This is a genomic window from Nocardiopsis sediminis (genome assembly GCF_042650565.1).
Taxonomy (GTDB): domain Bacteria; phylum Actinomycetota; class Actinomycetes; order Streptosporangiales; family Streptosporangiaceae; genus Nocardiopsis_B; species Nocardiopsis_B sediminis.
On sequence record NZ_JBHSBH010000020.1, the window covers coordinates 54494 to 79292 of the forward strand.

General features: G+C 71.7%; 23 protein-coding genes. 17 read left to right on the plus strand and 6 right to left on the minus strand.

Annotated features, from left to right (window positions below; all coding sequences use genetic code 11):
• Positions 1–362: 362 nt before the first annotated feature.
• The 4 genes from ACFOVU_RS27980 to ACFOVU_RS27995 all read left to right on the plus strand — a co-directional run bounded on the left by ACFOVU_RS27980 (position 363) and on the right by ACFOVU_RS27995 (position 7336).
• Positions 363–4643, plus strand: coding sequence for a HAMP domain-containing protein (locus tag ACFOVU_RS27980; protein WP_378538405.1), 4281 nt, complete (start codon positions 363–365; stop codon positions 4641–4643).
• Positions 4627–5280, plus strand: a complete 654-nt coding sequence (locus tag ACFOVU_RS27985) for a response regulator (protein ID WP_449289745.1) — start codon at positions 4627–4629, stop codon at positions 5278–5280. The genes ACFOVU_RS27980 and ACFOVU_RS27985 overlap by 17 nt, the downstream gene beginning before the upstream one ends.
• Before the next feature lie 348 nt (positions 5281–5628).
• Positions 5629–6381: an EGFR-like transmembrane domain-containing protein gene (locus ACFOVU_RS27990; protein WP_378538407.1), complete on the plus strand. Its 753-nt coding sequence runs from the start codon at positions 5629–5631 to the stop codon at positions 6379–6381.
• A gap of 91 nt (positions 6382–6472) precedes the next feature.
• On the plus strand, positions 6473–7336 hold the full coding sequence (locus ACFOVU_RS27995; protein WP_378538408.1) for a hypothetical protein: 864 nt from the start codon (positions 6473–6475) through the stop codon (positions 7334–7336).
• Positions 7337–7416: 80 nt separating this feature from the next.
• On the opposite strand, the gene ACFOVU_RS28000 is transcribed toward ACFOVU_RS27995, so the two are convergent.
• Positions 7417–8586, minus strand: coding sequence for a GAF domain-containing protein (locus tag ACFOVU_RS28000; RefSeq protein WP_378538409.1), 1170 nt, complete (start codon positions 8584–8586; stop codon positions 7417–7419).
• A 200-nt stretch (positions 8587–8786) separates the two neighbouring features.
• On the opposite strand from ACFOVU_RS28000, the gene ACFOVU_RS28005 reads away from it, so the two are divergent.
• The 3 genes from ACFOVU_RS28005 (at position 8787) to ACFOVU_RS28015 (ending at position 10449) form a co-directional block, all read left to right on the plus strand.
• Positions 8787–9557, plus strand: coding sequence for an ANTAR domain-containing protein (locus ACFOVU_RS28005; RefSeq protein WP_378538411.1), 771 nt, complete (start codon positions 8787–8789; stop codon positions 9555–9557).
• Between the two features lie 164 nt (positions 9558–9721).
• Positions 9722–10072, plus strand: a complete 351-nt coding sequence (locus ACFOVU_RS28010; protein WP_378538412.1) for an STAS domain-containing protein — start codon at positions 9722–9724, stop codon at positions 10070–10072.
• A 26-nt stretch (positions 10073–10098) separates the two neighbouring features.
• A complete protein-coding gene (locus ACFOVU_RS28015; RefSeq protein ID WP_378538413.1) occupies positions 10099–10449 on the plus strand; it encodes a hypothetical protein in 351 nt (116 codons plus the stop codon).
• Positions 10450–10520: 71 nt separating this feature from the next.
• On the opposite strand, the gene ACFOVU_RS28020 is transcribed toward ACFOVU_RS28015, so the two are convergent.
• Positions 10521–11480 carry an anti-sigma factor RsbA family regulatory protein gene (locus ACFOVU_RS28020; protein ID WP_378538414.1) on the minus strand — a complete coding sequence of 320 codons (960 nt, stop codon included), beginning with the start codon at positions 11478–11480 and terminating at the stop codon, positions 10521–10523.
• Between the two features lie 78 nt (positions 11481–11558).
• Positions 11559–12803: a glycosyltransferase gene (locus tag ACFOVU_RS28025; RefSeq protein ID WP_378538415.1), complete on the minus strand. Its 1245-nt coding sequence runs from the start codon at positions 12801–12803 to the stop codon at positions 11559–11561.
• A 628-nt stretch (positions 12804–13431) separates the two neighbouring features.
• On the opposite strand from ACFOVU_RS28025, the gene ACFOVU_RS28030 reads away from it, so the two are divergent.
• Both ACFOVU_RS28030 and ACFOVU_RS28035 read left to right on the plus strand, forming a co-directional pair.
• Positions 13432–14316 carry a hypothetical protein gene (locus tag ACFOVU_RS28030; RefSeq protein ID WP_378538417.1) on the plus strand — a complete coding sequence of 295 codons (885 nt, stop codon included), beginning with the start codon at positions 13432–13434 and terminating at the stop codon, positions 14314–14316.
• A gap of 242 nt (positions 14317–14558) precedes the next feature.
• Positions 14559–15320 carry a PP2C family protein-serine/threonine phosphatase gene (locus ACFOVU_RS28035; RefSeq protein WP_378538418.1) on the plus strand — a complete coding sequence of 254 codons (762 nt, stop codon included), beginning with the start codon at positions 14559–14561 and terminating at the stop codon, positions 15318–15320.
• A gap of 86 nt (positions 15321–15406) precedes the next feature.
• On the opposite strand, the gene ACFOVU_RS28040 is transcribed toward ACFOVU_RS28035, so the two are convergent.
• The 3 genes from ACFOVU_RS28040 to ACFOVU_RS28050 all read right to left on the minus strand — a co-directional run bounded on the left by ACFOVU_RS28040 (position 15407) and on the right by ACFOVU_RS28050 (position 17046).
• The gene (locus ACFOVU_RS28040) at positions 15407–15994 is read right to left on the minus strand and encodes a copper resistance CopC family protein (RefSeq protein ID WP_378538532.1); all 588 of its coding nucleotides are present in this window, start codon (positions 15992–15994) and stop codon (positions 15407–15409) included.
• Positions 15897–16676, minus strand: a complete 780-nt coding sequence (locus ACFOVU_RS28045; protein ID WP_378538420.1) for a copper resistance protein — start codon at positions 16674–16676, stop codon at positions 15897–15899. Before ACFOVU_RS28045 ends, ACFOVU_RS28040 begins: the two co-directional genes overlap by 98 nt.
• A gap of 100 nt (positions 16677–16776) precedes the next feature.
• Positions 16777–17046: a WhiB family transcriptional regulator gene (locus ACFOVU_RS28050; RefSeq protein ID WP_378538422.1), complete on the minus strand. Its 270-nt coding sequence runs from the start codon at positions 17044–17046 to the stop codon at positions 16777–16779.
• A gap of 782 nt (positions 17047–17828) precedes the next feature.
• Between ACFOVU_RS28050 and ectA the strand changes: the two genes are divergently transcribed.
• The 8 genes from ectA (at position 17829) to ehuA (ending at position 24765) form a co-directional block, all read left to right on the plus strand.
• Positions 17829–18350 (plus strand): diaminobutyrate acetyltransferase, encoded by a 522-nt coding sequence (gene ectA, locus ACFOVU_RS28055; RefSeq protein WP_378538423.1) that lies wholly within the window; start codon positions 17829–17831, stop codon positions 18348–18350.
• Positions 18351–18412: 62 nt separating this feature from the next.
• A complete protein-coding gene (ectB, locus tag ACFOVU_RS28060) occupies positions 18413–19678 on the plus strand; it encodes a diaminobutyrate--2-oxoglutarate transaminase (RefSeq protein ID WP_378538425.1) in 1266 nt (421 codons plus the stop codon).
• A 96-nt stretch (positions 19679–19774) separates the two neighbouring features.
• On the plus strand, positions 19775–20209 hold the full coding sequence (locus tag ACFOVU_RS28065; protein WP_378538427.1) for an ectoine synthase: 435 nt from the start codon (positions 19775–19777) through the stop codon (positions 20207–20209).
• Positions 20210–20409: 200 nt separating this feature from the next.
• Entirely contained in the window at positions 20410–21321 is a 912-nt protein-coding gene (gene thpD / locus ACFOVU_RS28070) for an ectoine hydroxylase (protein WP_378538428.1), read from the plus strand.
• Between the two features lie 328 nt (positions 21322–21649).
• Positions 21650–22564, plus strand: coding sequence for an ectoine/hydroxyectoine ABC transporter substrate-binding protein EhuB (gene ehuB / locus ACFOVU_RS28075; RefSeq protein WP_378538430.1), 915 nt, complete (start codon positions 21650–21652; stop codon positions 22562–22564).
• A 14-nt stretch (positions 22565–22578) separates the two neighbouring features.
• Positions 22579–23304, plus strand: a complete 726-nt coding sequence (ehuC, locus tag ACFOVU_RS28080; RefSeq protein ID WP_378538432.1) for an ectoine/hydroxyectoine ABC transporter permease subunit EhuC — start codon at positions 22579–22581, stop codon at positions 23302–23304.
• A complete protein-coding gene (gene ehuD / locus ACFOVU_RS28085; protein ID WP_378538434.1) occupies positions 23304–23942 on the plus strand; it encodes an ectoine/hydroxyectoine ABC transporter permease subunit EhuD in 639 nt (212 codons plus the stop codon). Before ehuC ends, ehuD begins: the two co-directional genes overlap by 1 nt.
• Positions 23929–24765, plus strand: a complete 837-nt coding sequence (ehuA, locus tag ACFOVU_RS28090; protein ID WP_378538435.1) for an ectoine/hydroxyectoine ABC transporter ATP-binding protein EhuA — start codon at positions 23929–23931, stop codon at positions 24763–24765. Before ehuD ends, ehuA begins: the two co-directional genes overlap by 14 nt.
• The last annotated feature ends 34 nt before the right edge of the window (positions 24766–24799 follow it).

Here is a 24799-nt window from a genome sequence, read left to right on the forward strand (position 1 = left end):
GCGTCGAGCGGGACGGGCTGCGGCTCGATAGCGGCTCGACCACCCCACTACCCCTGTCTACCCCTGTCACGTACCGCCGCCCGGTGCGGTGGGTCCGGCGAGTCCAGGGCCGGGCCGTGGCCGCGGTGCGGACGGCGACGAAGTCATGATGTCAGAACGCCCATGTGAAGAGCAGCTCGGCCGCATAACGTGGTGCGATACGGCGCTCACGCGCGGACGCCGTTCCGGGCTGGTCGCCACGCGCATCAGTACGTAGCGTTGGGGGTCACGGCGACGCCTCCGCCGAGCGGGACGCCCCGCCCCAGGTGGGGCCCGGCCCCTCGCCGGGGTCGCCGGCGACGAGCAGCAGAGGAGGGGGATCCATGCCCGAGGCAGCCACCCGAGCACCGGACACCGACGCGCAGCTGGACGAGTTGCTGAGCGCGCTGTACGAGATGCGCGACGGCGATTTCAGCGTTCGGCTGAACGCCCGCCGCGACGGCAAGGCCGGAGAACTCGCGTCGGTGTTCAACCAGGTGCTCGACCACTGCGAGCAGCTCAGCAGCGAGCTGCAACGCGTGGGCGGCGTCGTCAGCCGCGAGGGGCGCCTGACCGAGCGCATCTCGGTCAGCCCGGCGCGCGGCGCCTGGGGCACGACCGTGCGCTCGCTCAACCAGCTGCTCGACGAGGTCAGCGAGCCCGTGACCGAGGTCGCCCAGATCCTCGACGCCGTCGCCGGCGGCGACCTCTCCCAGCGCGCCGACCTCACCAGCAGGCACGGGGCGCTGCACGGCGACCTGCTGGGCCTGGCCACGTCGGTCAACCGCATGGCCGACCAGATGCACGGGTTCACCAACGAGGTGACCCGGCTGGCGCGCGAGGTCGGCACCGAGGGCAAGCTCGGCGGCAGCGCCCGGGTCGAGGGGGTCTCGGGCGCCTGGCGCGACGTCACCGAGTCGGTCAACCAGATGGCGTCGCGGCTCACCGCGCAGGTGCGCGACATCTCCACCGTGACCTCGGCGGTGGCGCAGGGCCACCTGAGCCGCAAGGTCACCGTGGACGTCCAGGGCGAGATGCTCCAGCTCAAGGACACCGTGAACACCATGGTGGACCAGCTGTCGACGTTCGCCGACGAAGTGACCCGGGTGGCCCGCGAAGTGGGCACCGAGGGCAAGCTGGGCGGCCGCGCCAAGGTCAAGGACGTGTCGGGCATCTGGAAGGACCTGACCGACAACGTCAACTCCATGGCCGACAACCTCACCAACCAGGTGCGTGACATCTCCCAGGTGACCACCGCCGTGTCCCGCGGCGACCTGGGCCGCAAGGTGACCGTGGACGTCCAGGGCGAGATGCTCCAGCTCAAGGACACGGTCAACACCATGGTCGACCAGCTCGACCTGTTCGCCGACGAGGTCACCAGAGTGGCACGTGAGGTGGGCACGGAGGGCAAGCTCGGCGGCCGGGCCAATGTGAAGGGCGTGTCGGGGATCTGGAAGGACCTGACCGACAACGTCAACTCCATGGCCAACAGCCTCACCTATCAGGTCCGCAACATCTCCCAGGTCACGACCGCGGTTGCCAAGGGCGACCTCACCAAGAAGATCACCGTCGACGCCCAAGGCGAGATGCTCCAGCTGAAGGACACCGTCAACACGATGGTCGACCAGCTGGAGTCCTTCGCCGATGAGGTGACCCGCATGGCGCGCGAGGTGGGCACCGAGGGGACCCTGGGCGGCCAGGCGCACGTGCGCGGGGTCTCCGGGGTGTGGAAGGACCTGACGGACAACGTCAACTCCATGGCCAACAACCTGACCCACCAGGTGCGGCAGCTCGCCACCGTGACCTCCGCGGTGGCCCGGGGCGACCTCACCAAGAAGGTCACGGTCAACGCCAAGGGCGAGATCCTCGAACTCAAGGACACCATCAACGTGATGGTGGACCAGCTGTCCGCCTTCGCCGACGAGGTCACCCGGATGGCCCGCGAAGTGGGTACCGAGGGCCAGCTGGGCGGGCGCGCCAACGTCAAGGGCGTCGAGGGCATCTGGAAGGACCTCACCGAGAACGTCAACTCGATGTCGCACAACCTCACCACGCAGGTGCGCAACATCTCGCAGGTCACCTCGGCCGTCGCCAACGGCGACCTGAGCAAGAAGATCACGGTCGACGCCCAGGGGGAGATGCTGGAGCTGAAGGACACCGTGAACAACATGGTCGTGCAGCTGTCGACGTTCTCCGAGGAGGTCACGCGCGTCGCCCACGAGGTCGGCAGTGAGGGGCAGCTGGGCGGCCAGGCCAAGGTGAAGGGCGTGTCCGGCACCTGGAAGCACCTCACCGACAGCGTGAACGAGCTGGCCGGCAACCTGACCACGCAGGTGCGCGCGATCGGTGAGGTCGCCAGCGCGGTCACCCGGGGCGACCTCACCCAGAACATCCAGGTCGACGCCCGCGGCGAGATGCAGCAGCTCAAGGACAACATCAACCTGATGGTCAGCAACCTGCGCGAGACCACCGCCGCCCAGCGCGACGAGGACTGGCTGAAGAGCAACCTCGCGCGGATATCGGGCCGGATACAGGGCCACCGCGACCTCAACGAGCTGGCCCGGCTGATCATGACCGAGGTCACCCCGCTGGTCGAGGCCCAGCACGGCGCCTGCTACCTGCCCGAGGAGAAGGACGAAGAGCAGAACTTCCGCCTCTACGCCGGCTTCGGCTACCAGCCGACGGAGTCCCGCCGCCACGTGCACGCGGGCCAGGGGCTGGCCGGCGAGGTCATCGCGCAGAAGAAGGAGATGCTGATCCACAACGTCCCGGGCGACTACGTCCGGATCGAGTCGGGGCTGGGCGAGGCGCCGCCGCTGGCCCTGGCGATCCTGCCGATCATCTCGGAGGGGCGCGTCCTCGGCGTCATCGAGCTGGGCGCCTACCAGCAGTTCCGCGAAGTCCACCTGGACTTCCTGCGCCAGCTCATGTCGCTCATCGGCACCACGGTCAACACCATCCTCGCCAACTCCAAGACCGAATACCTGCTCCTGCAATCGCGCCAGCTCACCAACGCGCTCCAGGAGCGCTCCAACGAGCTCCAGCGCCAGCAGGAGGAGCTGCGCCGCAAGAACGCCGAGCTGCACAGCAAGGCCGGGCAGCTCGCCAGCCAGAACCGCGCCATCGAACTCCAGAACCGGCAGATCGAACGCGCGCGGCGGTCGCTGGAGGACCGGGCGCACCAGCTCCAGGTGTCGTCGAAGTACAAGTCCGAGTTCCTGGCGAACATGTCGCACGAGCTGCGGACACCGCTCAACAGCCTGCTCATCCTGGCCCGGCTGCTCGCCGACAACAGCGAGCAGAACCTCACCTCCAAGCAGGTGGAGTTCGCCCAGACCATCCACAAGGCCGGAAACGACCTGCTCCAGCTGATCGACGAGATCCTCGACCTCGCCAAGGTCGAGGCCGGGCGCGCCGAGGTGCAGCCCTCGGACGTGTCGATCAGCCAGCTCGTCGACTACGTCGAGGCGTCCTTCCGGCCGATGACCGCCGAGCGCGGGCTCGCGTTCGCGGTCGACGTCTCGCCCGACATCCCCAACTACCTGTGGACCGACGAGCAGCGGCTCCAGCAGATCCTGCGCAACCTGCTGTCCAATGCCGTGAAGTTCACCGGATCCGGCGAGGTCCGGCTCCTCATCGAGCCCGCCTGGGCGCTGGAGGGCGCCGACCTCGACATGTTCGGCGAGAACGAGGAGGTCATCGCGTTCTCGGTGGCCGACACCGGTATCGGCATCCCCGACGACAAGCTCCAAGTGATCTTCGAGGCGTTCCACCAGGGCGACGGCGGCACCAGCCGCCGCTTCGGCGGGACCGGCCTGGGGCTGTCCATCAGCCGCAACTTCGCCCGCCTGATGGGCGGCGAGATCCGGGTGCACAGCATGGTCGGCGAGGGCAGCACCTTCACCCTCCTGCTCCCCGTGCGGCTGCCCGAGGGCACCGCCGAGCGGCTGGAGGAGCCCGCCGACACCCCGTCGGAGCTCACCGCCGCGGTCTCGCGGGTCGAGATCGAGCCGTTCACCGACGTCGACGTCGAGATCCCCGACAGCCCGGCCGACCTGATGGACGACGACGAGCCCGGGCACACCGAGATCCTGGAGGCCGCGCCGGTGCCGGTACTGCGCACGGCCGAAGAGGCGCCCGAGGGGGCCGACACCGCCGAGGAGGTACGCGACGACCCCGCGCGCGACGCGGTGCTATCGGGCCGCCGGGTGCTCATCGTCGACGACGACATCCGCAACGTCTTCGCGCTCACGAGCGCGCTGGAGGCGCACGGGCTGCGGGTGCTCTACGCCGACAACGGCAAGTCCGGCATCGAGAAGCTGGAGGCCAACGAGGACGTCGAGCTCGTGCTGATGGACATCATGATGCCCGAGCTCGACGGCAACGCCACCACCCGCGCGATCCGCGAGATGCCGCAGTTCGCGGGGCTGCCCATCATCTCGCTGACCGCCCAGGCCATGCAGGGCGACCGCGAGCGCAGCCTCGAGGCGGGGGCCTCGGACTATGTGACCAAGCCGGTCGACCTCGACTACCTGTTGGATGTGATCCGCACATGGTTGGATCGGGACACCTCCGACGACGGGGGCGACGGGCCCGACAGTACGGACAATGAGCAGGAGCAGTAGCGTGCCGCAGAAGGCCAACATCCTCCTCGTGGACGATCGCGATGAGAACCTCACGGCGCTGGAGGCGATCCTCACCTCACTCGATCAGAACCTCGTGCGCGCCGACTCCGGAGAGGCCGCCCTCAAAGCCCTGCTGGAGGACGAGTTCGCGGTCATCCTGCTCGACGTCGTGATGCCCGGGATGGACGGGTTCGAGACCGCCGCGCACATCAAGCAGCGGGAGAAGACCAAGGACGTCCCGATCATCTTCCTGACCGGCGCCGGGATCGACCGCCACCAGGTGTTCCGCGGGTACGCCTCACGGGCGATCGACTACCTCACCAAGCCCTTCGACCCCTGGGTGCTGCGCTCCAAGGTCGAGGTGTTCGTGGAGCTGTACCACACCAAGCAGCGGCTGCACGAGCAGTCGCGCATGTTGCAGCGGGCGCTGACCGATGAGACCGGCGACCCCGCGGGCCCGGTGGCCGCCCGGCTGGCGCGGCAGGTCACCGACGTCAACGCCAACCTGACGCTCGTGCGCGACCTGGTGGTGCACGACAGCGACACCGACGCCCGCACCGTCGAGGCGGTCCGCGAACTCGACAGCTCGGTGGCGAAGCTGACCGCGCTGGTCGACGCGATCCACGGGCCCGCGTGAGCCGGGCGGGCGCGGCCCGGGGGCGTGCTCCCGGTCGTGCCCCTGGCCGGATCCGGCCGCCGTGGAGATGGGGGGTTGGGGCGCGTGTGACCTGTGGTTCTGCGTATATGCAGCTGTGCCGTAGCAGAGACCGTCCCGTTTCGGAAAGATCGGTAGACTCGACCCGGCCGTTCCCCGGCTGAAGGCCATGAAGTTGGAAGCCGTGTGCCGCCCTGCCACGGCGGCGCCCCCACTCTCGCCCCGACCTCGGTCAGGACCGCCGGTCCTGCTGTGTCCGGATCCGAGGCGATGATGCAGGACGGGAGCCTCCCCTCCCGCCCTATAACCGGATCCCTTGGAGATGCCACCGTGCCCCGTACGTTGTCCCGCGCAGCCGTCGGCGCATCCGCCGTCATCCTGAGCCTCGCCTACCCCGGGGCGGCTTCGGCGGACGCGGGCTCCGGCACGGATTCCTTCGCCTACACCTGCACCGACCAGGACGACTCCAGCTACACCGAGTCCGACGACATCGAGTTCTCGATCGAGGCCCCCGCCGATGCCGAGGTCGGCCAGCCCGTCGAGGTGTCGGCCGAGCCCGCCAACTACAGCTTCTTCAGCTTCACCGACGGCGGTGAGATCACCGAGGGCACCCTCACGGTCCAGGTCCTGCTGGGCGGCGAGGCGGCGCCGCAGGCCAGCATCACCGCGTCGGTCCAGGCCGAGGACTCCTTCGGCGAGGACGACGAAGAGACCTTCGACGAGGGCTCGCTGACCGGCTCCTTCACGCCCACCGCCCCGGGCGAGGTCGTCCTGTCGCCGGGCGACGTCACCATCGAGGTCGACCAGGACGCCGGCCCCTCCACCACGGTGTGCACGCCCGACTCCACCCCCGACGGCCTGGCCACGGTGACCGTCGCCGGCGACGCCGCCCAGGAGAGCCCCGCGGCGTCGGACACCCCGCAGAACACCGGCTCCGGTGACAGCGGCACGAGCGCACCCCAGGCCGACTCCGCCGACTCCGGGCGGACCCTGATGATCGTGGCGGCCGTGGTCGGCGGCCTCATGCTCGTCGGGGCCGCGGTGGTCCTCGGCGTGCTGATCACCGTCCTGCGCCGCCGCTAGCTCGGCCGCGACACCTGCCCAAGGCGGGCGCCCCCTCGGGGGTGCCCGCCTTTCGCTGTGGAGGGCCGCGGCGCGTAGTAGAAAGGGAGCGATGGCCAGTCCAGCGGATCTCTCGTGGCGCCGACGGCTCCTCAGCCCCTCGGGCCTGGCATTCGTGCTGCTCTGCCTCTTCCTCCCGTTCATCGGCGTCTCCTGCGAAGGCGGCCTGGGCACGCTCGAGGTCCGCGTCAGCGGCTGGGACATGGCGGCGAACGGCCGCCCCTCCATCACCGGCACCGGGCTCCTGGGCTCCGACGGCACCGGGCAGCCCGGCCTGGTCCGCGAATTCTCCGAGGCCGGGGCCGAGGAGCGCGTGGGCGTCCAGCCGTTCATGCTCGCCGGGGTCTTGGGCGTCGTGGTCGCGCTCGTCCTCGGCGTGGTGCTGCCCACGGCGTTCTCCCGGGCGCTGGGCGGCCTCATCGCGACCGGGCTGGCCACGGTGGCGGTGGCGGTCAACCAGGCCGTGGTCCTGGCCCAGCTGGAGGAGCGGCTGCGCACCGACGCGGCGTGGCTGGCCGCCGACGCCGTGGTGGGCACCCGCGCCGGGTTCTGGATCACCCTCGCGGTGCTGGTCGCGGTCGCCGCCCACGACATCGCGGGCCTCGTGCCCGCCCGGCGCGGACCGCCCGCCGCCCCCGTTCCGCCCGGCGCCTACGCGGGCCCGCCGCCACCCGGGCCACCACCACCGGGACAACCTCCACCGGGGCCACCGCCAGCACCGCCCGCCGGGTACCCGCCGCCGGGGTACCCGCCCGTCGGATATCCGGCGCCGCAGGAGCCCCAGGGCCCGCCGCTGGGACGGCCCGCCGATCCTTACGGCCCCCCGTTCGGCGATCCCGGCACACCCGGAACCCCCGGGGACCCGCCCTTCGGGCGCGGCGGTGGCGGCGACCCCTACGGCCCGCCGTACGGGTAGCGCGCGGCACCGCAGGGTCAGGCGGCACGGCGAGCTCGATGTGCCCGCCGATTTCCACGGGCGGCGTGGCGTCCCCGGGCTCAGGCCGTGGGGCGGGGCGGCAGGGCCAGCCCGATGTGCTCGCCGATCTCCTCGATCAGCCCGAGGTCGGCCAGCCGGAACGAGCCCCGGTTGCTGCGCCGGATCAGGGTCAGCGCGCCGCGCACGCCCCGGCTGCCGCGCAGCGGCACGCACATCAGCGACCCCGCGCCCAGCACGCTGAGCACCGGGACGCCGCTGTCGGCGCTGCCCAGCACCCCTTCGTCCTCGATCTGCTGGTGCAGCACCGACTTCCCCGTGGCCAGCACATCGCGCGGCAGCGACGACCCCAGCGGGTCGGCCGCCGCGACCAGGCCGTGCTGGGCGTCGCCCGGCGGGCCGGCCACCACCGCCCGGCGCGGGGCGTCGGGGTCGTCGGGGGAATCGCAGACGTCGATGACGACCCAGTCGGCGTAGGAGTCGGCCAGCAGCGCCCCGGCATCGTCCAGCGCCAGCGGGCGGCCGGCGCCGCCCGGGCCCGCGCTGCTCAGCAGCAGCCGGGTCATGCGCGTGAGTACGTCGAGCCGACGCGCCGCCAGCACCACGACCTGGTCCTCGACCTCGGCCTCCAGCGGTGCGGGCCCGGGGTCCTCGCCGTCCAGCGGCGGCGACACCACCACCAGCACCAGCGGCGCCGCCTCGGTGGGGACGTCGAGCCGGGTCAGCGTGAGGTGGACGTCCTCGGCCCAGCCGCGCTGGGCCAGGCGCGATTCGAACGACGCGGCCTCCCCGCCGCGGGCCACCGCCGCCAGCCACGACCGCATGGCGGCGCGGCGGCGCAGGTCGACGAAGTTCGCGAAGGGCTTGCCGGTCAGGTAGCCGCTGGCGCTGCCCAGCCGGTCGGCCCCGATGGCGTTGATGCGGCGGATGTAGCCCTCGTGGTCGAGCAGCACGACGGGGACGCTGAGCTGGGTGAACACCGCGCGCAGGATCGAGCGCTCGTCGTCGCCGGACGACCCCGCGGAGCGGCGGTGGGCGTCGGCGTCGTTGTCGGCGGCCAGTCGGCGCCCGCAGTCGCCCAGCAGCTCCTCGGCGTACCCGAGCTCGGCCAGCGCGGCTTCGGCGGTGCCCGCGGCGTCGTCGGGGTACATGGCGTGTGTGGAGCGCAATGCCGCCACGCGCTCGCTCAGCTCCGCGATCTGGCGGCGCAGAGCTGCGAGGTTCTCCGGCACGCTCGGACCTCCAGACGGTGCGGATGTCGGGGTCGGCGGCCGTGCACTGCGGCGGACGTGCCCCTCAACGACGCTAACGCATGTCCGATGTGATCGGTTCGTTGATTACCGTGGAGTCAGGTCGGCCCTTTTCCGCCGGACATCGGGGACGCGGCACCGGCCGGGGGGCGACACCGTTCGCAGGCCAAAGGGGGGTGCCGATGTGGATCGAACGGCTGGCGCGCGACATCGGGGCGGTCGGGCAGGCCCAAGGGGGATCGCCCGAGCGCGCACTGGACCAGATGAGCGTGGCGGCGGCGCGCGCCGTGCCCGGGTGCTCGGCGGCGCTGGTGGTCGTCTGGCACGACGTCGGGCCGGGCGACGAGCGGTCCGAGGAGGTCGCCGGCCGCCACGTGGTGGCCGACTACGGGGCCTCGCACTCCGACCTGGCCACCGCATTCGAGCACCAGTACACCACCGACCAGGGCCCCACGGTCGAGGCGGTCCGCGAGATGCGGCCGGTGAGCGTCGGCGACGTCCTGCGCGAGGACCGCTGGCCGGGGTACACGAGCATGGCCGTGCAGTGCGGCGACCGCTCCTCGGTGACCTACCCCTGCGCGCTGGAGGGCGAGGTCGTCACGTTCGGCGTGCACTCCGGGCGGGGCGACGCCTTCGACGCCGAGACCGTCACCCCGCTGGTGGCCCTGCTCGCCGAGCACGCCGCCATGGCCCTGCACAGCGCCGGGCGCTACACCGACGTGGCGCGCGAGGCGGCGCACATGCGCCGCGCGATGTCGGTGCGCGCGGTCATCGACCAGGCCAAGGGCATCATCATGCACGCCCGCGGCTGCGACGCCGCCGAGGCGTTCGACGAGCTGCGCCGCGTGGCGCAGCGCAACCGGATGAAGGTGGCCGACGTCGCACGCAGCCTGGTGGCCGAGAACGACGCGACCAAGGGCCGCGTCGCACCGCGCGCAGGCTCCGGGCGCTGAGGGGCCGCGGCGGGCGCCGCCTATGGCGCGGCGACGCGCAGTATCGTTGTGGTGACGTCCGCCGCCGGAACCTGTCTCGCCTTTGGCGATGGCGCTAGTGTGGGCTGCGTGGAGTTCGCAACAGAGCAGTGCGCGCCCACCCCTGGCCGCCGAGGAGTGTGAGAGTGGCGTCCGATATCTCGATCCGTGCCGAAGGCGACGTCGTCGTGGTCACGCCGGCGGGGGAGCTGGACGCCATCACCTCCCCGGACCTCGCCACCGCCCTCGACGGCGTGCTGGGCGCCGACACCCCCTGCCGCGGCGTGGTGATCGACTTCTCCCGCGTCACCTTCTGCGACTCCCGCTGCATCGGCGTGCTCGTCGCCGCCTACCGCCAGGCCCGCGACCGCGGCATCAAGCTCGCGGTGTCCTCACCGCAGCGCACGGTCCACCGGCTCTTCGTGATCGCCGGCATCGACCAGGTCCTCACCATCGAGAACGACACCCGCGTGGCGGTCGACACGGTCCTGGCGTAGGTGCTCCCGGGCCCTAGGGTGGCCTGATGCCACTCGTCGAGATCACCTATGCGCCGGAGGTCTCCGAATCGACGCTCCGCGAGCTGGGGTCGGTGCTGCCGCACCTCGTGTCCGTCGCCGTTGAGTGCCCCGAGGAACCCTACGACGGGGATCTGCGGCCGGGCGACGTCGAGATCCGCTTCCGGCGCCTGGGCCCGCTGGACCGCTCGGGCCTGGACGTGGTGATCGAGGTCAAGTCCAAGTGGTTCGAGAGCAGGGCCGCCGACCGCCAGGACCGCGTGGACCGGCTGCACGAGGACATCAGGGCCGCAACGGGCCTCCGTGACTTCGGGGTCTACCTGTCGCTGCCATCGGCCGCATGGTCCCAGGGCGACTGAAGCGGCCCGGCACGGCCCGCTGTGACCCGCCGCGTCCCGCCGCGGAATCGGTCGGTCGCCGGACGCGGACTTCAGTCGGCGACCCGGAAGTGGAGGCGGACCAGGGAGCCGTGGTCGCCGCCGCTGATCTCCATGAAGTCGCAGACCTGGCGGGTGATCCACAGGCCGTAGCCGCGGGGCCCGGCCGGGGTGGCGCCGAGGTAGCCGCTGAGCGGGTCCGTGAGGCCGCCGTTCTCGTCGAAGACGTCGCACACCACCCAGCCGGGGCGGCGCCACACCGACACCGTCCCCTTGCCCGCGCCGTGCTCCAGGGCGTTGGCGGCGAGTTCGTTGGCGGCGACCACCAGGTCGCCCGCGCGGTCGCCGGACAGCCCGGCGGCGGCGGTGAGGCCGCGGATCTCCTCGCGCAGCGCCGGAAGGTCGGGGTGGATGTCGACGGAGTCGAGGTCGCCCACCGGCGCGGGCAGCCGCCGCCCGGTGTCGCGTGCGCTGAAGGCCGCCGGGCTCATGTGGTCGGGGCTCGGGCGGGGGCCGTCGCGGTCGAGCAGGACGGGGTGCGTGCGGCGCACCCCGGCGCGGACCGCGGGCGGCGCGGCGCCGGCGTCGTGCAGGCAGATGAGCCGCAGCTCCGACCCGGCCAGGCAGGTGGCCATGACGGACTCCAGGCGCTGCCACTCGCGCAGCCGCAGAGGGTCGCGCAGCGGCATCGGCGGCTCGCCCACCACCGTCAGGGGGCCGGGCGCGGCGGGCTGCGCCAGGCGCTGCAAGGCCACCAGGGTGCGGCCGGGGGCGTCGTAGAGCTCGCCGCGGTCGATGAAGCGCACATCGGGGGAGGGGACGTCGCCGAGAGCGTGCCGGAGGGCGGCGCGTGCCGCCGGGGCGACCGCCACCAGCACCCGCCCGCCGCCGTCGGCCGCCGCGCGGATGCGGGGGGCGACGACATCGCGCAGGTCTCCCGGCGTGCCCACGAGTACGGCCTGGTGGTCGAAACCCCCGGTCCCGGTGTCCGCGGATCCGGCGCGTGACGTCATGGCATCATCCCGGGCGTCCCTCCCGGCCTGGGCTGACTCGACTCGGTACTTCCCGGCGCGGTTCACCGTCGTCCGGGACTAGTGTGCATCATCCCCCGCCGCCAGCGGCAGCCCGCCCTGGGCGGCGAGGGTCCGGTCATAGATCTGCTCCGTCTCCTGGGCGACGCGCTGCCAGGTGAAGCGGGACACCGCCCGGTCGGCGCCCGCGATGCCATAGGCGGAGCGCATGGTGTTCTCGCCGATCAGCCCGCGCAGCGCGCGGGCCAGGGTGTCGGGGCGCGCGTGCCGAAGCAGCAGCCCGGTGGTGCCGTGCAGGACGGCCCCGGTGACGCTGCCGACCGCCTTGGCCACGACCGGCAGCCCGCAGGCCATCGCCTCCAGGACGGCGCCCCCATAGGGGTCGTAGGGTGCGGCGGAGACGTAGATGTCCGCGGAGCGGAGCAGCCGCGGCAGCTCCTTGCGCTCGATGGGGCCGGTGAGGGTGACGCGGTCGTTCACCCCCGCCTCCTTCGCCAGCAGCTCCAGGCGGCAGGCGTCCTCGTCCAGGGCCAGTTCGACCGGCGCGGGGCCGGCGATGACGGTCAGCTCGGCATCGGGCAGCCGGGTCATGGTCTCGATCAGCGCCTCGGCGCCGCCCGCCGACATCGGGGCCACCGAGATGATGCGCGTGCGGTCCTGGCGCCGGCCGTGCCAGGGCTCGGCGGTGGTGCCGCCCTCGGGGCTGAACTGGTCGGTGTCGACGCCGAAGGGGACCACGTTCACCCGCCACCGGGGCACGCCCATGCGCGCCAGTTCGAAGCGCTGGTCGGCGGAGTTCACCACGACGGTGTCGGCGCGCCCGGCGATGGCGGCCTCCAGCCGCACCCGGTCGGCGCGCCGAGCGAGGCCGGCGCGCTGCTCGGCGACGTTGAGGGAGTGGAAGGTCTGCACGACCGGCACCCCGCCGGCGCCGCCGGCGCCGCCGCGGGCGGCCGACAAGGCCGCCAGCCCGCTGGTCCATCCGAACGCGTGCAGGACGTCGGGTGTGTCCTCGGCGACGCTCGCGGAGAGCGCGGCGGCGAAGGCGCCCGTGTGGTCGGCGTGCTCGCTCTCGGACAGCGGCCGCTCGGGGCCGGCCGCCAGGTACTCGACGTTCACCCCGCGCCCCATCCGTGAGCGGTCGGGCAGGCCCGCCCCGCTGCGGCGGGCGTACACGGTGACCCGGTGGCCGAGTCTGGCCAGCTGCCGGGAGACCGCTGCGATGTGCACACTCTCCCCGCACGTGGGCTCTCCCTTGTGCGCGGGGAGCGGGGTGGCGTGCTCTGCGACCAAGGCGATCTTCACGTGCGACTCCTCACGGCATGACGGCGGCCCCGGACGCGCGGCGGCACCGGCGCACAGGGGCGCTGGGCCGCGGCCGGCGGCGGGGATGGGTGGCTGGCGAGGCCACCGGCCCGGCGGCACGCCGGGAGCCCGGTGGCGGGAAAGGAGGAAGAAGCGGGAAGACGCATGAGGGATCACACCAAACCGTTCGCGGAACTGAGAAAAGCGCTCGCAAGAGGGCACCGGCGGGGCCGCCAGCGCGCGAGCGCGCGAAGGATGTTGGTGTGTCTGCGTCTTAGACACCCGACGGGGACATTGTGCCAGACCGTTCCTGATTCCGACAATGGCCCGGTCCACCGGACACCGCGCACGCCCCACGGATGACCAGGGGACACGTCGGGTGATCGCGGTATCCGTTCCTTCTCTTCGGTCCGTTGGAGACCGTCTCCCCCGGGAACCCCTTTGCGCGTGTGGGAGACCGTGTCCGCCCAGGGCGGGAAGGCCGTGGCCGTGGGCGCTCCGGGTGGGGGTGGGGTGGCATCGGCGGGGAGTGGCGGACGGCGGGCGTGTGCCCTTTGTGTTTGCAGGGGGGTCTCACGGGCACATTGGGGCGCGACGGTGAACGGGCGGTGCACGGACGGAGGCGGCGATGACGGGGAACCCGGCCCGGCGGCCGCCGTGGCCCGCGTGGACGGTGGCGGGCGGCCAGGACGACACCGGGCGCGCCCACCCGCAACGGGGCGGGCCGCTGTCCGTCCCCGGAGCACGGCCGCTGCCCGTTCCGGGACCGGGCGCCGACGACCACCCGGGCACCGCGGGCCGGGCGGTACCCGGCGCGCGTTCCGCGGGGACCCCGGTGGCCGGGCGGCCGGTCGCGGGAAGAGCGGGGCGACCCCTCGCCGGGCGGCGTGCCCTGGTGGCCGGGGGCATGCGGGCCGAAGGCCGGGCGATCGCCCTGGCCCTGGCCGAAGCGGGCGCCGCCGTCGCCGTGGCCGACGATGCAGGGCGCACCGGCCTGCCGCCCGGGGCGCGCCCGTTGCCCGGAGGGTACGGCGGCCCGCTGTCGGGGACCGCCCGGCGCCTCTCCCAGCTCGGCGCGGTCGCCCTCGCCATCCACTGCGACCTCGCCAGCGAGGCCGACTGCCAGGGCGCCCCGGCCTATGCGGCGCTGGAGTTCGGCGCCCTCGACATCCTCGTGGTGTGCGCGGGCGCGCTGCGCCGCGAGCCGTCGAGCGCCCTCTGGCTGGTCCGGGCCGCGCGGGCGTTCCTCGCCGACGGCGCCGCGGTGGTCCTGCCGGGCCCCGGCGACCGGAGCCCGGAGTCCGGCGGCACGTCGGACGGGCCCCCGGAGCTTCCCGGGCCGCTCGACGCCGCCCTGAGCAGGCGGGGGACCCGTGTGCACCGTGTGGCCGCCGGGGCGGGCGACACACTCGGCGACATCGCGTCGGCCTACGTCGATGCCGCAGGTGGCGGCGGTCGCCGCGGGGGCGGCGGCGCGCGTCCCGCACCCGGGGTCCCGGGCGCCCGGATCTGACCTCTCCGGGGGCCGGTCGCGAGGCGGCGGCGCGGCCCGTACCTTTGGTGGTGTGGCCGGGGTGCGAACCCCATCGGGAACTGCGTATCGGGGCGATTTCCGCCATGATGTACGCGGATTTTGACCACGATCAGCGGTGCCCCGATACGGTTGCATGATCAACGCGCCTCACCCCCGTCCGGATGAGGTGCCGCTTGGGGCCGTTCGGCAGCGACTGCCGATGAAACAGGAGGTTTGGGCGTATGGGACTCGCTGGTGGGGAAGTCACGGTCACAGCCCTCACGCACCGGGGAGCGGTCCGCCCGGCCAATGAGGACGCCGTGGTCATGGGTGCGCTGACCGTCGCCAGCGCGAACATGACCCTGCCCGTCCGCTGCGTGCTGCCCGTGAGCGACCCCGTCATCCTCGCCGTGGCCGACGGCCTTGGCGGCCACGCGGCCGGCGAGATCGCCTCTGAGCACGCCGTCCACCGCATGGCCGAGATGAGCCCCCGCCTGGTCTCCCCCGACGACGTCGACGTGCTGCTGAAGAACATCGACGAAGAGATCAAGGACCACGCCACCCAGCACGCCGAGTTCTCCGGCATGGGGACCACGGTGGCCGGGGTGCTGCTCAACGCCGACGGCAACTTCTGGTTCAACGTCGGCGACTCCCGGACCTACCGGCTCGAGGGCACCCGGCTGCGCCAGCTGTCCCAGGACGACTCCCCGCCGCTGCCGCCCTCCGAGGACGGCAAGCCCGTCACCACGAACTTCATCACGCAGTCGCTGGGCGGCAGCGGTTCGACCGCGATGGTCCCGCACGTCGGCCGCGACCACGAGCCCGACCCCGGCGCCTGGCTGATGTGCAGCGACGGACTTTCCGACCTGGTGGCGCTGGAGGACATGGAGCGCATCATCGCCGAGGCCGGCAGCGACGAAGCCGCCGTGCACGCCCTGTGGCAGGCCGCCATGGAGGCGTCGGGCCGCGACAACATCAGCATCCTGCTGGCCCGCCGCCACTGACCACGCCGCCCGCAGGCACAACGAGTACGGCCCGGAGCACATGCTCCGGGCCGCATGTTTTCGCGGGTGGCGGCGGGTGGCCGCCGTCAGGCTCCGCTGTTCCCGTCGCCGCCGTTGCCACCGCCGCCGGGGCGGTTGCGCATGCGCACGACCAGGATGGCCACGACCGCGATCGCGGCGATCGCGGCCACGACCCCGCCCACCGGGCCCAGCGCCGACATCGGGTCGTCGGCGACCTCGTTCCGGGCGACCGGGGAGGCGTCCGCGCCGTCCCCGCTGTCGGTGGCGGCGCCGTCCGATGAGGGCGACGGCTCCTCGGCCGCGGCCGACTCCTCGGGGACGGCCTCCTCGGACAGGGTGTAGGTGATCTGGTCCTCCAGCGGGTGACCGTCGGCGGAGATGATCCGGTAGGCGACCGTGTACTCGCCGGCCTCCTCCGGAGCGGTCAGCGCGATCGAGGCGTCGGGGCCGTCGATCGTGACGTCGCCGTCCTCGTAGGTGGTCCCGTCGGGGCCGGTGACGACGATGGCGTTGCCGCCCTCGCCCACCGACGTGTTGAAGGTCAGGGTGACCTCGTCAGGGGCGGTGTCCAGTTCGGCGCCGTCCTCCGGCGAGGACGCGATGAGGGTGTTGTGCGCGAAGGCCGAGGGGGCCAGGGCGCCGGCCAGCAGCAGGGCCGAGGCGAGCGACCCGAGCAGGGTGGCGCCGCGCCGCGCGGTGAACGCGTGAGTCATGGGAGTGCCCTTTCAGGCGGTCGGTGTCCGTCCGTACAAGGCGCGCCGGGGGGCGCGCGGTGGGGGTGGGGACGGGCACCGGCGGTGCGCGGGAGCGGTCGCGGCGTGGGGCGCCGCCGCCCGGGCGCAGCGGGGGAGGCTCGGGGATGCACGGGGGCGTGCCGGCGGGCGCGGGCACGGTGGCCGGGGCGGCAAGGGACGGCAGGGCGGCGCCGAGGAGCGCCAGCAGCGACCAGAGGGCGGCCTCGCCGCGCGCCAGCAGCGCGGCCGCCAGCAGGGCCGCCCACAGGTGCGCGGCCAGCATGCCGGGGAAGTACCCGGCGAGGCCGTGCCCGGCGTGCCCTTCGGCGAGCGCGGGCGATTCCGGGGCCGAGGCGAGGAAGACCAGGTGCAGGGCGACCTGGGAGGCGGCCAGGACCGCGAAGATCTCGCCGAAGCCCCGTTGCCGGCGGGTGAGGGCGGCGAGCAGCGGGGTGAGCAGGACCGCGGCCACCGGCGCCGCGGCGGGGGAGGCCGGGGTATCGGCCCACAGCGCATGCCCGGACCAGGAGAGCCCGGCGCACGCCCCGGCGAGGAACGCCGTGCGTATCGCCCGCAATGGGCCGTATCCGGGTGACTGCACGACTCTAGAACCTAGCCGAGGGGCCGCGGACGGGAAAAGGCCGCCGGCCCGGAAGGGACCGGCGGCGGGATCGGGTGCCCCCAGAGGGGGTGTCCCCCGCTCAGCTCGCGGCGGGGAGGGGGAGGTCGCGGCGCATGTAGCGGCGGTCCTCGGGGGTGGTCCCGCCCCAGACGCCGTGGGGTTCGCCTGCTCGCAGCGCCCATTGCAGGCACTCGCGGCGGACGGCGCAGCCGCGGCAGATGGCTTTGGCGAGCTCGGCGTCGTGCAGGCCGGGCCCGGTGGTGCTGACCGGGAAGAACAGTTCCGGGTCGTATTGGCGGCAGGATCCCTGCGCGACCCAGTCTTCGCTTTCGTGGTAAAGGCGGTTCACCAGGCGCCTCCGTTCGCTGGCCGGTGACCTCGTGCGGCCGGCGGTGACACCGGGCCACGAGAGAACGTCGAGGACACTGCGTGCTCTGCCGAAGCCGGGGTGGACCGCGCGGAGGCTTCGTCCAGGTACGCCAGGTCGACTCGACCCATCGTAGTACTACATTCGGTCGTACTACACGCAGTCTGCTAAAGATTCGGGCGCCGCGCAAGCCCTGATCTGCGCCCTTTGCTGCGGTGTGGCGGATGCGGGGGGCGGTGGCCGTGTCGCGGGCGGGAACCGGTGTGCCGCAGGGGCGGCCGTGCGGCAGCGGGCCGCGAGGGGGCCGACGGGGGCGAGTGGTGTGTGCCCCGGCGCGTCTGTACTGACCTTTCACCCGAATCAAGGTGACTTAAGTCACCCTTAAAATTCGCTGCGTAGCTGCCATGTTTGGCTGTTGCGCGGCAGAATCTCCCTGGAGACCTCTCCCATCAGGTGTACTCAGGCCACCCCCGGCCTACCACCGAACCTCCTGGTGAGCCCCCCGGGAACACCGGGGCTCCGTGTGCCGACGCCCCCCTCGCCCATGGCGACGGATAGTGACCAGGGCGGCCGATTTCGGCCAAATAAACGAGCCCTACCCCGCGATACAGCGTTGAAACACGCCCCGGAAAAGCGAGAAAAACGCTGCTCAGCAAGGTTCGCTATGTTCCTGCGACGTGCCTCATGAACAGACCCGTGGCCAAAGCCGCGCCTCCGGACCCCCGGGGGATGACCCCGCTGTAACCGCCGCCGCTCCCGACGGCATGGTCTTCGGACCCCCGTCGGAGCACGACGGCCCTCAGCTGTGGCGGCTGGCACGCGACGCCGGGCTCGACCTCAACTCGCCCTACGCCTACGCGCTCTGGTGCCGCGACTTCGCGGCCACCAGCGTCGCGGCGCGCGACCCCGGGGGTGAGCTCCGCGGTTTCGTCACCGGCTATGTGCGGCCCGATGCCCCCGACACCTACTTCCTGTGGCAGGTCGGGGTCGACCCCGCCTTCCATGGCCGGCGGCTGGGGCGACGCATGCTCGACCACATCGGCGACCGGATCGCGGCCCGCGGCCTCACCCACCTGGAGGCCACGGTCACCCCCGGCAACACCGCCTCCCGGCGGCTCTTCGCGTCCTTCGCACGCGACCGCGGCGCCGAGGCCCGGTGGAGCCCCCTGTTCGGGCGCGAGCACTTCCCGCACGAACTCCCCGGCGAACACGAGCCCGAGGAGCTGGTGCGGATCGGCCCTCTGGACCGGGCTGCCCGGCCCGGCCCATCCGAACGATCCTCCTGAACCCACCCCGTCGTCACCGCCGCGAGCCCACGAGCCCGGGGAAAGGAACCAAGGAATCCACGATGGATATCTTCGACCGCCTCGAATCCGACGTCCGCAGCTACTGCCGCAGCTGGCCCGTCGTGTTCGACAAGGCGCGGGGCAGCCATGTCTACGACGAGTCGGGGCGCCCCTACCTCGACTTCTTCGCCGGCGCCGGATCGCTCAACTACGGGCACAACCATCCGGAGCTGAAATCCCACCTCATCGACTACTTGACGCGTGACTCCATCGTCCACAGCCTCGACGCCTACAGCGCGGCCAAACGCGACTTCCTGGCGACCTTCGGCGAGGTCCTCCTCGGCCCGCGCGGGCTCGACTACAAGGTCCAGTTCCCCGGTCCGGCCGGCAACAACGCGGTCGAGGCGGCGCTGAAGCTCGCCCGCAAGTACACCGGGCGCGAGACCGTCATCAGCTTCACCAACGGCTTCCACGGCATGACCCTGGGCGCGCTGGCGGTCACCGGAAACTCGATGAAGCGCGGCGGCGCAGGCGTGCCGCTCAGCCACGCCGCGACCATGCCGTTCGACAACTACATGGACGGGCGCACCCCCGACTTCCTGTGGCTGCGCAGCCTCCTGGAGGACAGCGGCAGCGGGCTCGACAAGCCCGCCGCGGTGATCGTCGAGACGGTGCAGGGCGAGGGCGGCATCAACGTCGCCAGCGCCGAGTGGCTGCGCGGCCTCGCGGCGCTGTGCAAGGAGTACGACATGCTCCTGATCGTCGACGACATCCAGATGGGCTGCGGGCGTACCGGGCCGTTCTTCAGCTTCGAGGACGCAGGGATCGTGCCCGACATCGTCACCGTCTCGAAGTCCATCAGCGGCTACGGCCTGCCGCTCGCCCTGACCCTGTTCAAGCGCGACCTGGACGTCTGGGAGCCCGGTGAGCACAACGGCACCTTCCGCGGCTTCAACCCGGCCTTCGTCACCGGCAGGGCGGCGCTCGACCTGTTCTGGCGCGACGACGAGCTCCAGCGCGCCACCCTGGCCAAGGGTGCGCTGATCGAGGAGCGGCTGACCGCCATCGCGGCCGAGTTCGCCGACGCGGGCGCCCACGTGCGCGGCCGCGGCATGGCGCGCGGGCTCGCCTTCGACCAGCCGGGAACGGCCAAGGCGCTGGCGAAGGAGGCGTTCCGGCGCGGCCTGCTGCTGGAGACCTCCGGCCCCGAGGACGAGGTCGCCAAGCTCCTCCCGGCCCTCACCACCTCCGAGGAGGAGCTGGGAGAGGGCCTCGAAATCATCGCCGACGCGGCGCGCGCGGCGGTGAAGATCGCCCTTCCGGCCTGATAGACCGGACCCGTAAGCCGCCGGGGAACGGCCTGGGACACACGTCGTCCGGGCCGGTCCGCGGCACGTGAGCAGATGCGCCAAGAGGAGCACACCGTGATCGTTCGCAGCCTGGATGAGGTCACCGACACCGAAAGGGACATCCAGACCGAGACCTGGCGGAGTAAGCGTCTCATCCTTGCGAAGGAGGGCGTCGGCTTCTCCTTCCACGAGACCGTGCTCTACGCGGGCACCGAGACCCGGATGTGGTACGCGAACCACGTCGAACTGGTGCACTGCATCGAAGGCGAAGCAGAGCTGGTCAACGAGGAGACCGGCGAGACCCACACCATCACGCCCGGCACCCTCTACCTGCTCGACGGGCACGAGCACCACATCGTCCGGCCCAAGACCGACTTCCGGGTGCTGTGCGTGTTCAACCCGCCCGTCACCGGGCGCGAGGTCCACGACGAGAACGGCGTGTACCCGCTGATCGTCGAGGACTCCGACCAGGAGGTCTCGGCCAACGGATCCGAGCCCGTCGTCGGCTGACCGGCCGGCCGCGGGCGGGGCGCCCGCGGGGCTCCGAGCCCCCGCCGGGCACCCCCGGGCACCCCGCCCGCCCACCGACCCCCCGCCATTCCCCGCGAGCAGTACCACCCGCAGCGAACCCGGTAAGGACACCGCAGGACCCAACTGAAGAGTGACAGCTCCGACGAGGACGAGGAGAGAACCCCCTGAGGGGTGTGGCCATGACTCTGTTGACGACCCATTTCGAGCAGCCGACCATGGACGACTACCCGACTCGCAAGGACCCCGAACCGGCCCTGCTCTACCGCAGGGACCCGGCCGTGTGGGGCGAGCCCGGTTCGGGCCCGCTGAGCCATACGGATCTCACCGACTACGACTCCAAGGGCTATTTGCAGGTCGAGGCCCTGATCACCGCGGAAGAGCTCGACCTCTACAGCGACGAGCTGAACCGGCTCCGCGAGGACCCCGACCTGCGCTCCGACGAACGCGTGATCGTCGAGCGGAAGTCCGAGGAGGTCCGCTCCGTATTCGAGGTTCACAAGTTCAGCCCGCTCTTCGCCGAGCTGGTGCGCGACCCCCGCGTCGTCGGCCCGGCGCGGCAGATCCTCGGCTCTGACGTGTACGTGCACCAGAGCCGGGTCAACTACAAGCCCGGTTTCTCGGGCACCGACTTCTTCTGGCACTCCGACTTCGAGACCTGGCATGCCGAGGACGGCATGCCGCGGATGCGGGCGGTCAGCGTCTCGATCGCCCTCACCGACAACTACGAGCACAACGGCGCACTGATGATCATGCCCGGCTCCCACCGGACGTTCGTGTCCTGCGTGGGGGAGACCCCCCGGGACCACTACCGGGCGTCGCTGACGCGCCAGGAGATCGGTACCCCCGACCAGGGGAGCCTGACCATCCTGGCCGAGAAGCACGGGATCGACGTGCTGAGCGGGCCGGCGGGCGGCGCCACCGTCTTCGACTCCAACTGCATGCACGGCTCCAGTGGGAACATCACGCCCTTCCCCCGCTCGAACGTGTTCATCGTGTTCAACAGTGTGGACAACGCGTGCGTGGAACCGTTCGCCGCGGACGGGCGCCGGCCGGCGTTCCTGGCGGCGCGCGATTTCACGCCTGTGAAATGAGAACGGAATCGGCTATTAGCGGGAACACGCACGACGCGTGTCCCGATCGTTACGGGGCCGGATCCGGCCAGGTGCCGAGATAACCAGTGCATAACGTGCCATTCCACCGCAGTTATACGCGGACGATCATGGGCACTGACGTTGCAGGCGCCCGGTCGACGACCGCGTGGCCCTGGTGGTCCGGCAGTGAACATCCCCCTTGACCTGGGGATTCTCCGATGGCCCGTTGGGTCCCGCACGTTGCACGGCGCCCCCTCCCGCACGCGGAGGGGGCGCCCTGTCGTTTCCCCGTCGTTCACCGGTGCCGGCCCCCAATAAGGAGAGAGCAATGGTCAACATCGTCCACCCCAAGGCGCTCGGCCGATTGGGCCGACGCGACCTCTTCCGCGCGGGCGGGTTCGGATTGGCTGCGGCGGCGCTCGGGCCCGCCCTGGTCTCCTGTTCTCGTACCGACGGCGCCACCACCTTGGACTCGCTTAGACAGCAGGGCTTCATCCGGGCCGCGATCAACAACGAGCCGCCGTTCGGCTACATGGACGACAGCGGGCAGCCCACCGGCGAGGCGCCCGAACTGCTCCGCGCGATCTTCGCCGAGCTCGGGGTCGACGAGATCCAGGCCGAGGTCGTGGCCTGGGACGGCCTGATCGAAGGGCTCAAGGCGCGCCGCTTCGACGTCGTCGCCGCGGGCATGTACATCACCCCCGAGCGCTGCGCCGAGGTCGCGTTCTCCGAGCCCGACTACAAGGTGCTCCAGGCGTTCATGGTGCCCTCGGGCAACCCCAACGAGCTGTCGACCTTCGACGATGTCGTCGACAACCCCGACGTCACCATCGCCCTGCTCAACGCGTCGGTGGAGCAGGACTACGCCGAGGGCGCCGGCGTCCCGGCCGACCAGATGGAGCTGGTCGGCGACGCCGCGGGCGCCATCGACCTGCTGGAGAACGGCCGGGTCGACGCCGTCGCGCTGAGCACGTTCTCCCTCAACTACCAGCTGGAGCAGCGCGGCACCGGCGAGGACTTCGAGGTCACCGAGGGCTTCACCCCCGTTGTGGACGGCGAGGAGGTCACCCCCGCGGGCGGCTTCGCGTTCCGCCAGGGCGACTCCGAGCTGCTGGACGCCTTCAACCAGGTGCTGGCCGACTTCAAGCAGAACGGCCGCCTGACCGAGATCGGGGAGCCGTTCGGCTTCGACGAGGAGGCCCACCCGGGCGACCTCACCACCGAGCAGCTCTGCTCTGAATAGGCGGCGGCCGCGCAGTGGACTTCCTCATCGACCGGCTGCCGCTCTACCTCGACGGCGCCGTTGTCACTTTCAACATCACCGTGCTGGGAACCGCACTCGCCTTTGTGCTCGCCATGGCCATCGGCATCCTGGGCACCCTCCGCAACAAGGTGGCGCGCGCAGTCGCCACCTTCTACACCGAGGCCTTCCGCGGCATCGCCGCCCTGGTGCTGATGTTCTGGATGGCGTTCTCCATCCCGCAGATCACCCCGTACCAGCTCGACGTGACCTTCGCGGCCGTCCTGGCCCTCGGCCTCAACATCGGCGCCTACGGCGCTGAGGTGGTGCGCTCCTCGATCAACGCCGTTCCCCGGGCGCAGACCGAGGCCACCATCGCCCTCAACATGACCTGGGCTCGCCGGATGCGGCTCGTGCTCCTGCCCCAGGCGTGGGCGCAGATGCTGCCCACCTTCGGCAACCTGGTCATCGAGCTGATGAAGGCCAGCGCGATCGTGTCGCTGATCGGCGTCACCGACCTCACCCAGGTCGCCCGCGTCCAGGGCCAGTCCAGCGGGCAGACCATCTGGGCGTTCGGCAGCGCCCTCATCATGTACTTCATCATCGCCCAGGTGCTCATCCTGGGGATGCGCCTGCTGGAGCGCCGGGCCAACCGGCGGCTGGGCCGCGCGCCCGCGGGCGGCGGGCTGCTCGCCCTGCTGCGTCCGCCCTCGGTGGGCACGACCACGGGGGGTGTCCGCTGATGCTCTGGGACTGGGATTTCACCGCGATCGTCGTCCCGCGGCTGCTCGAGGGCCTGCTCATCACGGTGCTGGCCACCGTGGTCGGCTACCTGGTGGCGCTCGCCCTGGGGCTGCTCGTCGCGATCGTCCGCCGGGTCCGCTACGTCGGCCCGGTCGTCCACGCCGTCATGGAGTTCATCCGCACCACCCCGCTGCTGGTGCAGCTGCTCTTCGTGTTCTTCCTGGCGCCGTCGAGCGTCTCGGCGCTGACGATCGGCATCGCCGTGCTCGGCGTTCACTACGCCGCCTACACCGCCGAGGTGTACCGGTCCGGGATCGAAGGGGTGGCCAAGGGCCAATGGGAGGCGTGCCGTGCGCTCAGCCTGCCCCCGCTGCGGGTGTGGGGCGCCGTGGTGCTGCCCCAGGCGATCCGCAAGGTCATCCCCGCTCTGGGCAACTACCTGATCGCCATGTTCAAGGACACGCCCCTCCTCTACGCCATCACCGTCCAGGAGATGATGTTCCACGCGAGCGGCCTTGGCGGTCAGTACTTCCGCAACTTCGAGGCGATCACGCTGGTCGGCCTGCTCTTCCTGCTGGTGAGCGTGCCCTCCGCTGTCCTCATCCGACGACTGGAGCGACGCTATGCCGCTGTCTGACAACGCACCGGCCACCGAGCCCGGCCCCGCACCCGGGACGGCCCCGGACCCCGGCGGCCCGCTGATCCGCTTCGAACAGGTCGTCAAGAAGTACGGCGACAACGTGGTGCTGCGCGAGCTGGACTTCAACGTCGCCGCAGGCGAGCGCGTCACCCTCATCGGGCCCAGCGGGTCGGGCAAGACCACGATCCTGCGGCTGCTCATGACGCTGGAGACCATCAACGGCGGCGTCATCTGGGTGGACGGCCAGCCGCTCACCCACATGCACAAGAACGGCAAGCTGGTCAAGGCGAGCGAGGCCCACCTGCGCCAGGCCCGCAAGAAGATCGGCATGGTCTTCCAGCAGTTCAACCTGTTCCCCAACATGACCGTGCGCCGCAACATCACCGAGGGCCCCGTCCACACCCTGGGGGTCGACAAGGAGGAGGCGAACCGGCGCGCCGCCGAGCTCCTCGACATGGTGGGGCTCGCGAACAAGATCGACGCGCACCCCACGCAGCTCTCGGGTGGCCAGCAGCAGCGGGTCGCGATCGCCCGCGCCCTGGCGATGCGCCCGGAGATCCTGCTCCTGGACGAGGTGACCTCGGCCCTCGACCCGGAGCTGGTGGCCGGGGTGCTCGACGTCCTGCGCGACATCGCGCAGAGCACCGACATCACGATGCTCTGCGTCACCCACGAGATGGGCTTCGCCCGCGACGTCTCCAACCGGGTGCTGATGTTCGACGCGGGCCGGATCGCCGAGGAGGGCCCGCCCGAGCAGATCTTCGGCGACCCGCAGGAGGAGCGCACCAAGACGTTCCTCAAGGCCGTCCTCGACGGCTGACAGGTCTGACCTGACCGGCCTGACCGGCTGAACT

Bases quoted from the DNA above. Each gene is read 5' to 3' on its own strand.
- ACFOVU_RS27980 (WP_378538405.1), top strand. From the start codon at position 363: ATGCCCGAGGCAGCCACCCGAGCACCGGACACCGACGCGCAGCTGGAC.
- ACFOVU_RS27985 (WP_449289745.1), top strand. From the start codon at position 4,627: ATGAGCAGGAGCAGTAGCGTGCCGCAGAAGGCCAACATCCTCCTCGTG.
- ACFOVU_RS27995 (WP_378538408.1), top strand. From the start codon at position 6,473: ATGGCCAGTCCAGCGGATCTCTCGTGGCGCCGACGGCTCCTCAGCCCC.
- ACFOVU_RS28005 (WP_378538411.1), top strand. From the start codon at position 8,787: ATGTGGATCGAACGGCTGGCGCGCGACATCGGGGCGGTCGGGCAGGCC.
- ACFOVU_RS28015 (WP_378538413.1), top strand. From the start codon at position 10,099: ATGCCACTCGTCGAGATCACCTATGCGCCGGAGGTCTCCGAATCGACG.
- ACFOVU_RS28020 (WP_378538414.1), bottom strand. From the start codon at position 11,480: ATGACGTCACGCGCCGGATCCGCGGACACCGGGACCGGGGGTTTCGAC.
- ACFOVU_RS28030 (WP_378538417.1), top strand. From the start codon at position 13,432: ATGACGGGGAACCCGGCCCGGCGGCCGCCGTGGCCCGCGTGGACGGTG.
- ACFOVU_RS28035 (WP_378538418.1), top strand. From the start codon at position 14,559: ATGGGACTCGCTGGTGGGGAAGTCACGGTCACAGCCCTCACGCACCGG.
- ectA (WP_378538423.1), top strand. From the start codon at position 17,829: ATGGTCTTCGGACCCCCGTCGGAGCACGACGGCCCTCAGCTGTGGCGG.
- ectB (WP_378538425.1), top strand. From the start codon at position 18,413: ATGGATATCTTCGACCGCCTCGAATCCGACGTCCGCAGCTACTGCCGC.
- thpD (WP_378538428.1), top strand. From the start codon at position 20,410: ATGACTCTGTTGACGACCCATTTCGAGCAGCCGACCATGGACGACTAC.
- ehuB (WP_378538430.1), top strand. From the start codon at position 21,650: ATGGTCAACATCGTCCACCCCAAGGCGCTCGGCCGATTGGGCCGACGC.
- ehuD (WP_378538434.1), top strand. From the start codon at position 23,304: ATGCTCTGGGACTGGGATTTCACCGCGATCGTCGTCCCGCGGCTGCTC.
- ehuA (WP_378538435.1), top strand. From the start codon at position 23,929: ATGCCGCTGTCTGACAACGCACCGGCCACCGAGCCCGGCCCCGCACCC.